Raw genomic sequence first — 12,490 nt, forward strand, 5'->3', positions numbered from 1 at the left:
GTCTAGGACTCGCCGGAGGCAACATTCCCGTCACGGTGGACGGTACTCGGGTCTGTGCGCTGTTCTTTGGGACGATGAGAGTGTGATACCTCCAGCCAATCGTGGCTGTCCCACTCCAACCGCACGGGCCGTGCCATCGGCCTGACTGCCTGTTTTGTCTGCCGTTGACGAGACACGTCGTGTCTCGTTCGCAAGCCAGAACTCGAAGAGTTCTGGTGACGCTTCAGGAACGTTGCTGAGGCTGTAAGGTCGGCGTGGGCCTCGAACCCACACGGACAGGTGAGCGTGTCCCGATGCCGTGTCGTTCTGTCTGTCGAACCGCACTGGGGACACTCTTGACTGGTCCACGCTTCCGACCGGACCTCGACCGAGATACCGTATTCCTCGGCGGTACACGCTAATCGCTCGGTGAACTGCTTGAACGCCCAGAAGTTGTGGGTCTTGGCGTTCGTCTCGACCGACCAGTGGGTTTCGAGTACGTCGGTCAAGCCACCGACATACACCGTGTCCACGCCCTCGGTGTACAACCGCTCCAGCAGGTCACGACACAGTGCTTCTTGGGCGTGGTCGCGGCGCCGAGTTCGCTTGCGGTACAGCCGCCGGATACGCTTGCTACTGTATCGTCTTTCCCGTAATTTGGACTGCAACTGAGCGATTTCTCGTGTCGTCTCACGGAACCGCTGGAACAACTCGCGGCCTTCGTACAAATATTGCTCGCCGGTCGTGGTGGTACAGGCAACGAGATTGTTCGCACCAATATCCAGAGCGGTCATCAGACTACGTCTGATGGGCAACCAGAAATCTCCGATTTCTGGTGACGGCCGTCTCGTCGGCCAGTGGAGTCTCCCGTGCATCGTCAGGAACAGTCACGGGTTGCGAAGCTCTGAAGGTGCTGTCTGTCTCGTCGTACCACAGTTCGAGGCGGCTCTGATCCTTGTAGTCAGGCCAGTTCGGGTCGCCAACGATTTCCAGTCGGAGACGGCTTTTCGGGCTGTTATGCCTGTCTCGGAGTTGCTTTCCGACGACCATCTCAAGTCGGGAGCGGTCGCCCCACTCAACGGTGTAGGCGTCCTTTCGGACGACGCCTTTGAGAACACGTCCGTCGTCCTCGTTCCCACGGAAGCCCGGCGGTTCCGGGTGTTTCGTAACCGACGTGTTTGACTCGTCGTGAAACTTCTTCTTGTTCTCGAAGAATCCGCGCCACGCTTCGCTGTTTGCTCGCCGGACAGTTTGGGCGGTGGACGCGCCAAGAACGCCTTTGTATTTGCCTTCGAGTCGGCCTGTATCGGCGTTCCAGACATCATCTCCCTCGAAACCGTCTTCGTCGTTGTAGCGCATGAGGCGCTGGTAATTGATCTCGTTCCAGAGCGCGGCGGAAGCGTCCAACAGGTCCCGTAGCACCTGCTCATCGTCGTCGGTGAGCGGTCGCACGGTAAACGTGTTGGTACGCTTCATCGCCTGTGTTGATGTTCGAACGAGGATATCATGAAGGCTGGCCATCCATGGTGAAAGTGAAAGTGACGCCAACTGGGTGAGACTCACGACCAGCAGTATCACGGCAGTTTCTCACCGGAGCGTACGCGATTCTCTCCTGCCCTGTTCGCTCCTCGGTTCCGACTGAGTGTCGGAACACTCGTCACTCACGGGAAGGGCGGGATTCTCTCGCTGATTCAAGATAGCCCCGTCCGGGCGTCGTCTCCAACCTCGGTATCCGTTCTCAAAGTTCGGGAACGTCACGCCCCCTTCACGGTCGCTTGCGACGTAGTGGTAACTGAGGTGAGTACAATGACTACGTTCCGGGAGACGCTGACTGGGGTCGGACTGCTGACGATCGGGGCGACACTCGCTGCGCTCGTCCTCCTCCAGGGGTTCATGGCCCATCCGCCGATCGCGCTCCCGGTCGCACTGCTGACGATCGGGGCCGGCATCGCCACGCTCGACGTGCCCGAACCCACCGGCACGCCCGACGCCATCGGAACCGGCAGGCGGACGGCCTAACTCACTCCAGCAGGGATTCGCCGGTCATCGCTGCCGGCTTTTCGATACCCATCAGCGACAGCAGCGTCGGCGCGATGTCGGCGAGCGTCCCGCCCTCTCTGGCGGTCCGCCCGCCGTCAGTACCGTCGGGCGCGAGGTAGACGAACGGGACCGGGTTCAGCGTGTGGGCAGTATGCGGGTTCTCCTCCGTGCCCATGTCGTCGGCGTTGCCGTGATCGGCGGTGAGAACGACGTGTGCGCCGGCGGCTTCGAGGGCGTCGACGAGTCGCCCGAGTTGCGCGTCCACGGCTTCGACTGCCGCGATGGCGGCGTCCAGATCGCCCGTGTGGCCGACCATGTCGGGGTTCGCGAAGTTGAGCACCATCGCGTCGGGGTCCTCGCGCTCGACCACGTCGATGGCCGTGTCGGCGACCTCGGGCGCGCTCATCTCGGGTTGCTGGTCGTAGGTCGGCACGTCGGGGCTCTCTACGATCTCGCGGATCTCGCCGGGGAACTCCACCTCGCGGCCGCCGTTCAGGAAGTAGGTGACGTGGGCGTACTTCTCGGTCTCGGCGAGGCGAAGCTGGGTGTGGTTGGTGTCGGCGAGCACCTCGCCGAACACGTCCTCGGGCTGTCGTGGGGGGTAGGCGACCGGCACCCCGAACGTGCTGTCGTACTCGGTCATCGTCACTACGCGAGTCTCCGGCGGGTCGGTCTCGAAGTCCCAGTCGGGACGGATGTCGGCGAGCATCCGGGTTAGCTGGCGGGCCCGGTCCGATCGGAAATTGAAGAAGACCACGCTGTCGCCGTCTTCGAGCGCGGGGGCACCGTCGATCAGAGTCGGCTCGACGAACTCGTCGGTGTCGCCCTGGTCGTAGGACTCGGTGGCGGCGTCGACGGCCGTCGCCGCGGTGTGGTCGGCCTCGCGGTTCACGATGGCGTCGTAGGCACGCCTCGTGCGGTCCCAGTTCTCGTCGCGGTCCATCGCGTAGTAGCGGCCGGTGACGCTGGCGACGTGGCCCGTCCCCTGCTCGTCGGCGTGGGCCTGGAGGGCCGCGAGGTACGATTCACCACCCGTCGGCGAGGTGTCGCGGCCGTCGGTGAAGGCGTGGGTGACGGCGTCGACGCCGCGGTCGGCCGCGATGTCGATGAGGGCGTGGAGATGTGCCTGGTAGGAGTGGACGCCGCCGTCGCTGACCAGGCCCATGAAGTGAACCCGGCCGTCGTTGCCCTGGGCGTGGCCGAGCGCGGAGACGATGGCGTCGTTCTCGCGGAGGGTTCCGGCGTCGATATCGTCGGTGATGCGGGTCGCCTCCTGCTTGACGACGCGGCCGGCACCGATGTTGAGGTGGCCGACCTCGCTGTTGCCCATCTGTCCCTGGGGGAGGCCGACGCGGCGGCCGTGGGTTTCGAGCGTGCCGGCGGCTCCCTGCTGTCGATACCGGTCGAAGTTCGGTGTCTCGGCGGCGCGGACGGCGTCGCGGGCGTCCGTGTCGGGGTTGAGCCCCCAGCCGTCGAGAATGACCAGGCCCACCTGCATGTCCGAGGGGACGGCACAGGTGCCTAAAGAGGCGTCGGAGTCCCCGCTCTCGTCACCGACCCCGGCAGAGGGGTCGGCGACCACCGATGTTATATAAGAGGGGGGCCAGAGCTAACGCATGGCTTCCACGATCGTGGACGAGGACTTCGCTGACAGACTCGTCACCACCGCTCGGACAGCGGCCGGTGACAGCCTGCGCTCGCTCACGTATTTCACGCGCTCGAACTTCGAGCAACTGTATCTCCGCGAGGACCTCCAGCGGGACGCCGACCTCGATAGCTTCATCGGCCACGAGTGGCGTGGCTTCAAGAACACCACCAACGCCTATCGGGGCACCGAACTCGGCGAGTACAAGTACACCATCCGGGTCTTCGAGAACGGCTTTCTCGTCCGCGTCACCAGCGACCGCGACGGCGTGTTCCTGACCACCGACGGCGCGACCATCCGCGACTTCAACTCCTACGCGAAAGCCATCAAGGAAGTGCTGAACGAGAAGACCGGTCGCGACGACTGACCGGGCGCTTTCTGGACCGTCGTCCCCGGAGTCGGTGCGTAGCGTCCGGTCCCAGATGTTTTTGATGCCCCCCTTCGATGGGGTGGGTAATGACGCTCGACCCGGTGCATTTCGACGGCATCGCCCAGCTCGCCGGCCGTATCCAGAGCGGTGTCGACTCCAGCGACCACCGGGATTTCGCGGGCACTGTCTGGGCGGAGTTCCTCGACCCGCTCTACGTGGACGGCAGTCCGGTGCTGGAACCGCTCGGCGAGCAACGCCGCCGCCTCGTCGACGTCGAGGACGCCGCCCTCATGGAGTCCCCGTTTCCCACCCAGCACGGACTGGATTCTGGCACCATCAACCCCACGACGTTCAAGAACGGACTGGTCATCGACGTGGCACAGGCTGCGATGGCATCGGTCCCCTCGGAACTCGAACTCCACCGCGCGCGCTCGGTCGTGAGCACGGTCCACTCGAACGACGCCACCGTCGCCGTCGGCGAGGACGACTGGACCATGTTCGACGACGGCTTTAGCAGGGGCCGTATCCTCCAGGCACCCCGCGTCGACCGGTTCGAACAGACCGTCGTCCACGCGCTCGCGCTCTATCTCGCCGAGAGCCACCACGCCGATCTCCAGGCAGAGGTGGTCGACGATCTGTTGATTCTCGACGGCCCCATCTATCCCACCGGCCTGCTGAAGTGGACCAATCAGGACCCCACGCTCGCGGAAGTCCTCGTCGAGGACGAACGCCCCCGCGACGTGGTCCAGAACTACGTCGACCTCGTGGAGACGTTCGTCACACGCGACGTCCCGCTGATCGGCTTCGTCAAGAGCACGGCCTCGAAGGCCATCACCCGCGCGGTTCGCCGCCAGCACAACGCTCCCTGGGTCAACGACGCCGCTTTCTTCGAGCAACTGCTCCGCCGGACCGACGACGACGGCGAGACGGAGACCGACGCGCTGACCTTCACTAACTGGTTCGTCTCCCGATGCGGAGCCGACCGCACGCTCTCGGTGGAGGGTGACCTCGATCTGGACCTCGACAAGGAACTCGCCCCCGAGCAGTACGAGGTCACGTTCTTCGTCATCTACGACCCGCGCGAGGAGTTGCTCTATCGCGTCGAGGCCCCCTACGCGTTCACGAGCGACGAAGAATTGCGCGAAGACCTGACGATGCAGATGTTGACGGACGTGGCCGCACGGAACGGCCCACCCCTGGCCGTCGAGAAGGCCGACGAACTCGCGCGCATCAGCCGCCAGGAGAAGCGGGCACTCCAGCAGCAACTCGAAGACACGTTTTCGAGCGGCCAGCAGCGCGAGTACAACGACGTGCGCTGGGACCACGTCGAGTGAGAGATCGAGCGCCCGCTCCCCGTTCGTCGTATTTTCCGAACAATTATGAACGGAAACGAGTCTATCGACGGACAATGAGTTTGCTCGACTACATGAAGTCCCGTCGGTCACCAGCGTATCGAACGTCGTCGATCGCAGTTAGTGGAGGCCGCCACCGATGAGACGTGGCCTCCGCATCGGAATCGTGCTGGTTCTGGCGCTCTCGATCGCCGGTGCTGGCTGCTCCGCGCTCACTGGTAATGGAACGCCCACACCCGCAAACGAGACCACTTCGAGAACGCCCGCCACCGTGACGCCGACGACTCCCCAATCGAATACCACTGCGACGCCTGAGGAAAACGCGTCCGAAAGTCCGGCCCCTGGCAACAACACCACACGTAACGAGTCCGGAGAGTCGCTGCCGAAATACGCCGCGATGATGAGCGATATCTTGCGATCGGACGATACGAATATGTCCTCGCTCGATTTGCCGGGGGAGAACAGTACGACCTTACACTCCAGCCAAATCGAGATCAAGTCGGTCGAACTCGAACCGTACGGGAACGAATCGAACAACGACACTCGACTCAGGGTCGAATACTACAATACTGAAGACGGGTTGAACGAGATCCGTGTCGCCGCCCTCGCATACACTCACGCGATGAATAATTCGCTACAAAGCGATGAGATTCTCTCTTTCGACGAAGTTGATGTTATTTCATATCAAAATAGAACTTCAACGGAACCAGCAGCACGTGTAAAAATTGACGGAGCATGGGTACTCAAATATATAGAAGGTGCTTGGAATGGGGAGTCATTTTTAAAATCAATTACTGCGACAGCTAGTGAATATAAATATGGCAATTTTGGGCCGAGTCCATATAATTTCAAACAGCGTCTTGAAAAACAATCACCAGAGAATGTTTCCATTGTTCGGGTCGAAGAATATGGTGCAATGGTGTTTGTTGATTATTCAACGGTGACACATCCAAAAAACACAGATAAGCGGATGAATGAGATGATAAAAATATTAGAGACATATAGCAAAAGCGACAATAAGGACGAATTCAGTAGTGGTCATGATATATATAATTCAAATACGACAATTGGCCCAGATTTATATCTAGAAGAACGATACGTTGAGAACAGTAACACACATGATGTCAAAACCTGGCAAATACAAAATTCAGTTGATACTTCCAAGATTGCCACCAATGAAATGTCATATAATGAGGTTTCATTATTAATTGAGGACAGACTCAATTATGAATCTAATATACTAGGTAAATAATACATTATCAGTTATTGATTGCAATATATTGAATTACCACAAAGAGAAACAATTAAAACATCCTGAATTTCTATAATCCTCCAGTATTCCCAGATTCCCCGCCATCTTTGACACTATCAGAATCATCTGATCCTTTATCAGATTCTTCATCACTTTCATCAACGCTATATGGACTATCTCCATTGTCCCCCTCATAACAGCACTCTACTGTTCCCTCGACTTCACCAGTATTTTCGTCGATGACGGTATTGTAGCCTTCCTTATCCACACTCGGCGCGGCCTCGACGTATTCGCCCCCGTCAACCCCCGATCGATAGAACCCTTGTCGGTGATCACCACCACCACTACGACGAGCCTGCGGTCGGACGACCAGTGACTCGTTCGTCCGCTGCCCGGCTACGTCGATGACGGTCGCAGTCACGTTCCGGGGCGTCGCGTTAGCGAACGTGAACTCGTGGTCCACAGCCTGCTGGTCGCCCCCGATGGCTTGACTCCCCACCTCGCTATCGTTCTCGTGCCACTCGACGCGTTCGAGGGGGACGTTCCCGGCGCTCGCGTCGGCGGTATAGGTCGTATCACTGCCAACGGTCGGGTTTTCCGTTCCGGAGAGCTGTACCGACGGCCCGGTGCCTGCGTTCGCTTCGACGTACAGCGTGTCCGACTGATTCAAACCGTCCTCGCCGGTGACGGAAACGGTCACGTTGTACTGGCCGATGCGGGTCGGACGGAACGTGGTCGTCCCGCAACTCCCACAGGACGGTTCGAGGGTCGAGCCGTTGGGTGCCTCGATCGTCCAGTTGTAGGCGGTGATCGATCCGTCGGGGTCGCGGGAACCGGTCGCGTCCAGTTGCACCGTCGCACCGACGGTCGTCTGCTGGTCCAGCCCGGCGTCGGCCAGCGGCGGCTCCCCGGCGAGGCCGACCCCCGGCGCCCCTGTAGACAGTACGACTACCACGAAAACCCCCACTACCACCGATCTCATGTCCGTACACCTGGCCGTACTTTCGGTTTCACACTTAAACCTGGCTAGTCTGTTGGCCCGTTGTCAGGTAGTCTCGTGGGACACGGGACTGGCGAGGTGACTGGCAGCGACTCTCACGAGGGGCACCGCTCCGAAATCGTTTTGACTGGGGCGCGCGGACCGTCGGTATGCCGACGGAATCAGCGCAGAATTACGACCCTACGAAGGGCCGGAAGTTCATTTTTGTAACCGGCGGGGTCATGTCAGGGCTCGGAAAGGGAATCACAGCCGCGAGTACCGGACGACTACTCGCCAACGCCGGGTTCGACGTGACTGCCGTGAAGATCGATCCGTACCTCAACGTCGACGCGGGGACGATGAACCCCTACCAGCACGGGGAGGTCTACGTCCTGAAAGACGGCGGTGAGGTCGACCTCGATCTGGGGAACTACGAGCGGTTCCTCGACATCGACATGACCTTCGACCACAACGTCACGACGGGCAAAGTCTATCAGGAGGTCATCGAGCGGGAGCGCTCCGGCGACTACCTGGGCAAGACCGTCCAGATCATCCCGCACATCACCGACGACATCAAGCGCCGGATCCGGGAAGCGGCAGAGGGTCACGACGTCTGTATCGTCGAGGTCGGCGGCACAGTCGGAGACATCGAAGGGATGCCCTTCCTGGAGGCCCTGCGACAGTTCGCACACGAGCAAGACGAGGACGATATTCTCTTTACCCACGTCACGCTCGTGCCCTACTCGAAGAACGGCGAGCAGAAGACCAAACCCACCCAGCACTCCGTGAAGGAACTGCGTTCTATCGGTCTGCAGCCGGACATCCTCGTCGGGCGCTGTGAGGACAAACTCCACCCAGACGTCAAGGAGAAAATCGCGCTGTTCTGCGACGTGCCCACCGAAGCGGTGTTCTCGAACCCCGACGTCGAGGACATCTACCACGTCCCGCTGATGGTCGAGGAGGAGGGACTCGACCAGTACGTCATGGAGCGACTCGACCTGGCCGAGGAGGCGCTCCCCGAGGACGAGCGGGACAACCGCTGGCGGAACCTCGTGACACAGGAGACGACGGGCGAGATCGACATCGCACTCGTCGGGAAGTACGGCCTCGAAGACGCCTACATCTCCATCCACGAGTCGCTCAAACACGCCGGACTGGAGGCCGGCGTCGACGTGAATCCCATCTGGGTCCACTCCGAAGAACTGGCGGACGGCTACGACGGGGAACTCGACGACGTCGACGGCGTCGTCGTCCCCGGTGGCTTCGGCTCCCGCGGCATCGAAGGGAAGATCGAGGCCGTACGGTACGCCCGTGAGAACGACCTACCGTATCTGGGACTCTGTCTGGGCTTCCAGATGGCCGTCGTCGAGTTCGCGCGGAACGTCCTCGGACTGGACGACGCCCACTCGGCCGAGATCGAACCGGAAACATCCCACCCGATCATCGACCTGCTGCCCGAGCAGTACGACCTGGAGGACATGGGCGGAACGATGCGACTCGGTGCCCACGAGACGGACATCGACGAGGGGACCGTCGCACACGAGATCTACGGCGACACGTCCTGTACGGAGCGCCACCGCCACCGCTACGAGGTCAATCCCGAGTACATCGACGACCTGGAGGAGGCAGGACTACGGTTCTCCGGCCACACCAACAACCGCATGGAGATCCTCGAACTCCCCGACCACCCGTACTTCGTGGGCACGCAGTTCCACCCCGAGTTCCGCTCGCGGCCCGGCCGGGCCTCACCGCCCTTCGTCGGCCTGCTGGAGGCGATCCTCGACGGTGACGACGCTCGCGGTCGCACCGAAGAGGAGGTGGAGGCATAATGGTCGACGTCGATTCGTTCATCGACGAGAAGATCGAGGAGATCGCCGAATCGGTCGGCGACGCCCACGCCATCATCGCGCTGTCGGGCGGCGTCGACTCCTCGACGGCCGCGGCACTGGCCTACGAGGCCATCGGCGACCAGTTGACCCCCGTCTACGTCGACACCGGACTGATGCGGAAAGGCGAGACCGAGGAGATCCGCGAGACCTTCGACTACATGGACTCCCTGCGCATCGTCGAGGCCAAAGACCGCTTCCTCGACGCCCTCGAAGGCGAGACCGACCCCGAGGAGAAGCGCCACATCATCGGCGAGCAGTTCATCCGCGAGTTCGAGACGGTCGCCAACGAGGTCGAGGCGGACTACCTCGTCCAGGGGACGATCTACCCCGACCGCATCGAGAGCGAGGGGACGATCAAGTCCCACCACAACGTCGGCGGGCTGCCCGACGTCGTCGACTTCGAGGGCATCGTCGAGCCGATGCGGGACCTCTACAAGGACGAAGTACGGGAGGTCGCGCGCGAACTCGACTTAGAGGAGATCATCTCCGAGCGGATGCCGTTCCCCGGTCCCGGGCTCGCGGTCCGCATCATCGGCGAAGTCACCGACGAGAAACTCGACGTCGCACGCGAGGCCAACCACGTCGTCGAGGAAGAACTCGAAGACCACGACCCGTGGCAGGCGCTCGCGGCCGTCATCGGCAAGGCGACGGGCGTCAAGGGCGACAACCGCGTCCACGGGTGGGTCGTCGCCGTCCGGTCGGTCGAGAGCCGTGACGGGATGACCGCCCGCGCCCAGGAGGTCGACTGGGGGACGCTCCAGCGCATCCAGTCGCGCATCACCGGCGAGAACGACAACGTCGCGCGCGTCCTCTACGACGTGACACACAAGCCGCCGGCGACGATCGAGTACGAGTAACCCTCGACACCTTCTTTTCGCTGGCACGGGTGGTCGCCGCTATCGATGGCGAATCCCGACCTCCCAGGAGTCCCGGAGCCGATCCGCTCGACCGTCCGGGCAGTGCCGGTCTGCAACCCGCTCTTGCTGGCCATCGCGGGCGTCGTCTACGCGCTCGTCCTCGGCGTCCTCGTCGTGCTGTGGTGGGGCGTCGCGGCGCTCGGTGGGGTTCCCGCACCTCCGCTTTCGCTCCGGACGGCCGCGCTCCTGTGGGGCGTCGGGGTCGGGCTGGCACTCCTGCGGGACACGGCCAGGAAGCGTCGGATGGCCGTCGAGATCACTCCCGGGTGGGTACGGCGGACGTTCGGGGCGAACACGGTGACGGTTCCGCGGGCCGAGATCGCGGACGTGCAGGTACGGGTGACCGTCGCTGACCGACTCGCCCGCACCCGGACGTTCGACGTGTACGACGCCGACGGCCACAGGCTTCGATTGCCACGCGTCCGCGACGCCGACGCCATCGAGCGCGCACTGCAGGCCGATGTCGAGGACCGGGGAGACGGAGCGGACGGCGACGACGAGGGAGCGGAGCCAGCGGGCCAGGACCGTGAGAGCCAAACCCCGGGGGCGTCACGGAACGATACATGAACGCAGTCATCGCCGGTCCCGACGAGCACGACCTGGGGACGGCACTCGACGAGACGGGTATCGTCGTCACGCGCGCGGGCGGCACCGCGAACCGTCCTGCACTGGAAGACGCCGGCATCGTCGACGCCGACGTGCTGGTGCTGACCGACACCGAGCTCGCGACCTCGATCCCGGTCGCCAAGGACTTAAACGACGACCTGCACGTCATCGTCTACGCGAGCGACTCGCTCCCGGAGTTCGCGAAGGGACAGGCCGACATGCTGCTCGACCCGGAGCTGTTCAGCCCCGAGGCCGTCGCGGAAGAACTCGCTGCCGACTGAGATCTACAGGGAACGCGCCAGTCGTTCGAGGCGCACACTGCCGCCCGTCCGGAACGGGACGCCGTGTCCCATCCCGGCAATCTCGAACGACGGGGCACGGTCGGCGAGATCCTGGATGCTCGCCGCCACGTCGTCCGTGTCGTAGCTCATGAGCCACGGCGACGGCCGGAGGTCGCCACCGGACTCGACGACGAGGTCGCCGAGGAACGCGGCATCCAGCGAGTCGCTGACGTAGGCGACGTGACCCGGCGTGTGCCCGGGCGTGTGGTACGCAGTGAAGGACCCGATCTCGTCACCGTCTTCGACCGTTTCGACGGGAAGACCCGGTGGCTTGAGTACGGGGCCGAGAACGGTCTGGAGGAGGCCCTTGTGATTGGTGACCGGCGGTCGTTTTTCCCCGGAAACGAGCGGTGCGTCGGCCTCGCCGACGTAGACCGTCGCATCGAGTCCAGGGAGTCGACCCAGCGTCCCGACGTGGTCGAAGTCGTAGTGGGTCAGGAGAACGCGGTCGAGGTCCTCGGGAGCATGTCCGGCTTCCTCGATACCGAGGACGAGGGATCGGCTGTCCCAGGGGTTGCCTGCGTCGACGAGCGTCAGCGTCCCGCCGTCGTCGACGAGATAGGCGTTCACCCCGAACAGGTCGTACCACCAGAGACCGTCCCCGAGAGCGGTGACCATGTGTCCGTTCGGACCTGGAGCGAGTAAAAGCCACGTCTGGCGGCAGACTGGGCTCCCGCGTGGTGGTCGCCCGAACCGATAAGGCAGGGCCGACCGACCTGTCGGTATGGCACTCGACAGGCTTCCCGACCTCGACCCGGACGACGGCGAGGTCATCGACGAGGAACTGGCGGTGACCGACGACGTGCTGGTGAAAGTCTTCGCGCTCGGTCCCGGTGCGACGCTCGATCCGCACGAACACGCCGACGCAACGAACGTCTTCCACGTGGTGGAGGGGACGGTCACGGTCCTCCAGGGCGACGACGCGGAGACCGTAACTGCACCGGGAGTCGTTCTCAACGAACGGGGGCAGGCACACGGGGCACGCAACGACACGGACGAAACGGCAGTGCTGACCGCGAGCCTCTGTCCACTTCCAGGGTAGGGCCGCGCTTACGGGACGATTTCTCCGACCGACGATCCGTTTCGTTTCCGACAGAGACGGGAGGAACCCGCCGATGTG

Annotated in this window: 12 protein-coding genes and 1 pseudogene; 9 read left to right on the forward strand and 4 right to left on the reverse strand. The window is 62.6% G+C overall.

From position 1 onward, the window contains the following. Window positions 1-2: 2 nt before the first annotated feature. A pseudogene (locus E2481_RS11175) lies at window positions 3-1,455 on the reverse strand (RNA-guided endonuclease InsQ/TnpB family protein). Window positions 1,456-1,785: 330 nt separating this feature from the next. Here E2481_RS11175 and E2481_RS11180 point away from each other — a divergent pair. Further along, entirely contained in the window at window positions 1,786-1,998 is a 213-nt protein-coding gene (locus tag E2481_RS11180; protein ID WP_136717236.1) for a hypothetical protein, read from the forward strand. A gap of 1 nt (window position 1,999) precedes the next feature. Here E2481_RS11180 and gpmI read toward each other — a convergent pair whose 3' ends face one another. Then, on the reverse strand, window positions 2,000-3,517 hold the full coding sequence (gpmI, locus tag E2481_RS11185) for a 2,3-bisphosphoglycerate-independent phosphoglycerate mutase (RefSeq protein ID WP_136717376.1): 1,518 nt from the start codon (window positions 3,515-3,517) through the stop codon (window positions 2,000-2,002). A 118-nt stretch (window positions 3,518-3,635) separates the two neighbouring features. Here gpmI and E2481_RS11190 point away from each other — a divergent pair, with 118 nt between their 5' ends. The 3 genes from E2481_RS11190 to E2481_RS11200 all read left to right on the forward strand — a co-directional run bounded on the left by E2481_RS11190 (window position 3,636) and on the right by E2481_RS11200 (window position 6,638). Then, the gene (locus E2481_RS11190; protein WP_136717237.1) at window positions 3,636-4,031 is read left to right on the forward strand and encodes a DUF7522 family protein; all 396 of its coding nucleotides are present in this window, start codon (window positions 3,636-3,638) and stop codon (window positions 4,029-4,031) included. A gap of 89 nt (window positions 4,032-4,120) precedes the next feature. Continuing rightward, the gene (locus E2481_RS11195; RefSeq protein WP_136717238.1) at window positions 4,121-5,368 is read left to right on the forward strand and encodes a DNA double-strand break repair nuclease NurA; all 1,248 of its coding nucleotides are present in this window, start codon (window positions 4,121-4,123) and stop codon (window positions 5,366-5,368) included. Between the two features lie 157 nt (window positions 5,369-5,525). Further along, on the forward strand, window positions 5,526-6,638 hold the full coding sequence (locus E2481_RS11200) for a hypothetical protein (protein WP_136717239.1): 1,113 nt from the start codon (window positions 5,526-5,528) through the stop codon (window positions 6,636-6,638). Between the two features lie 70 nt (window positions 6,639-6,708). Here E2481_RS11200 and E2481_RS11205 read toward each other — a convergent pair whose 3' ends face one another. Continuing rightward, window positions 6,709-7,593, reverse strand: a complete 885-nt coding sequence (locus E2481_RS11205; protein ID WP_169302428.1) for a PKD domain-containing protein — start codon at window positions 7,591-7,593, stop codon at window positions 6,709-6,711. A gap of 194 nt (window positions 7,594-7,787) precedes the next feature. On the opposite strand from E2481_RS11205, the gene E2481_RS11210 reads away from it, so the two are divergent. Genes E2481_RS11210 through E2481_RS11225 form a run of 4 tightly spaced genes read left to right on the forward strand, consistent with a single transcriptional unit; the run spans window position 7,788 to window position 11,310 of the window. After that, a complete protein-coding gene (locus E2481_RS11210) occupies window positions 7,788-9,446 on the forward strand; it encodes a CTP synthase (RefSeq protein WP_136717241.1) in 1,659 nt (552 codons plus the stop codon). Continuing rightward, entirely contained in the window at window positions 9,446-10,363 is a 918-nt protein-coding gene (gene guaA / locus E2481_RS11215) for a glutamine-hydrolyzing GMP synthase (RefSeq protein WP_136717242.1), read from the forward strand. The genes E2481_RS11210 and guaA overlap by 1 nt, the downstream gene beginning before the upstream one ends. 45 nt (window positions 10,364-10,408) lie before the next feature. After that, complete coding sequence (locus tag E2481_RS11220; RefSeq protein WP_136717243.1) at window positions 10,409-10,990, forward strand: PH domain-containing protein; 582 nt, start codon at window positions 10,409-10,411, stop codon at window positions 10,988-10,990. Beyond that, window positions 10,987-11,310 carry a DUF7126 family protein gene (locus E2481_RS11225; protein ID WP_136717244.1) on the forward strand — a complete coding sequence of 108 codons (324 nt, stop codon included), beginning with the start codon at window positions 10,987-10,989 and terminating at the stop codon, window positions 11,308-11,310. Before E2481_RS11220 ends, E2481_RS11225 begins: the two co-directional genes overlap by 4 nt. Window positions 11,311-11,313: 3 nt before the next feature. Here E2481_RS11225 and E2481_RS11230 read toward each other — a convergent pair whose 3' ends face one another. Continuing rightward, the gene (locus E2481_RS11230; RefSeq protein ID WP_136717245.1) at window positions 11,314-11,988 is read right to left on the reverse strand and encodes an MBL fold metallo-hydrolase; all 675 of its coding nucleotides are present in this window, start codon (window positions 11,986-11,988) and stop codon (window positions 11,314-11,316) included. 106 nt (window positions 11,989-12,094) lie between these two features. On the opposite strand from E2481_RS11230, the gene E2481_RS11235 reads away from it, so the two are divergent. After that, entirely contained in the window at window positions 12,095-12,412 is a 318-nt protein-coding gene (locus E2481_RS11235) for a cupin domain-containing protein (protein ID WP_136717246.1), read from the forward strand. Window positions 12,413-12,490 lie beyond the last annotated feature (78 nt).

The organism is Halorientalis salina, from assembly GCF_005049285.1.
Lineage (GTDB): Archaea > Halobacteriota > Halobacteria > Halobacteriales > Haloarculaceae > Halorientalis > Halorientalis salina.

Excerpts from the sequence above, each read along its gene's own strand:
- guaA (WP_136717242.1), top strand. The coding sequence starts at position 9,446 with ATGGTCGACGTCGATTCGTTCATCGACGAGAAGATCGAGGAGATCGCC.
- E2481_RS11235 (WP_136717246.1), top strand. The coding sequence starts at position 12,095 with ATGGCACTCGACAGGCTTCCCGACCTCGACCCGGACGACGGCGAGGTC.
- E2481_RS11190 (WP_136717237.1), top strand. The coding sequence starts at position 3,636 with ATGGCTTCCACGATCGTGGACGAGGACTTCGCTGACAGACTCGTCACC.
- gpmI (WP_136717376.1), bottom strand. The coding sequence starts at position 3,517 with ATGCAGGTGGGCCTGGTCATTCTCGACGGCTGGGGGCTCAACCCCGAC.
- E2481_RS11180 (WP_136717236.1), top strand. The coding sequence starts at position 1,786 with ATGACTACGTTCCGGGAGACGCTGACTGGGGTCGGACTGCTGACGATC.
- E2481_RS11225 (WP_136717244.1), top strand. The coding sequence starts at position 10,987 with ATGAACGCAGTCATCGCCGGTCCCGACGAGCACGACCTGGGGACGGCA.
- E2481_RS11195 (WP_136717238.1), top strand. The coding sequence starts at position 4,121 with ATGACGCTCGACCCGGTGCATTTCGACGGCATCGCCCAGCTCGCCGGC.
- E2481_RS11230 (WP_136717245.1), bottom strand. The coding sequence starts at position 11,988 with ATGGTCACCGCTCTCGGGGACGGTCTCTGGTGGTACGACCTGTTCGGG.
- E2481_RS11200 (WP_136717239.1), top strand. The coding sequence starts at position 5,526 with ATGAGACGTGGCCTCCGCATCGGAATCGTGCTGGTTCTGGCGCTCTCG.
- E2481_RS11220 (WP_136717243.1), top strand. The coding sequence starts at position 10,409 with ATGGCGAATCCCGACCTCCCAGGAGTCCCGGAGCCGATCCGCTCGACC.
- E2481_RS11210 (WP_136717241.1), top strand. The coding sequence starts at position 7,788 with ATGCCGACGGAATCAGCGCAGAATTACGACCCTACGAAGGGCCGGAAG.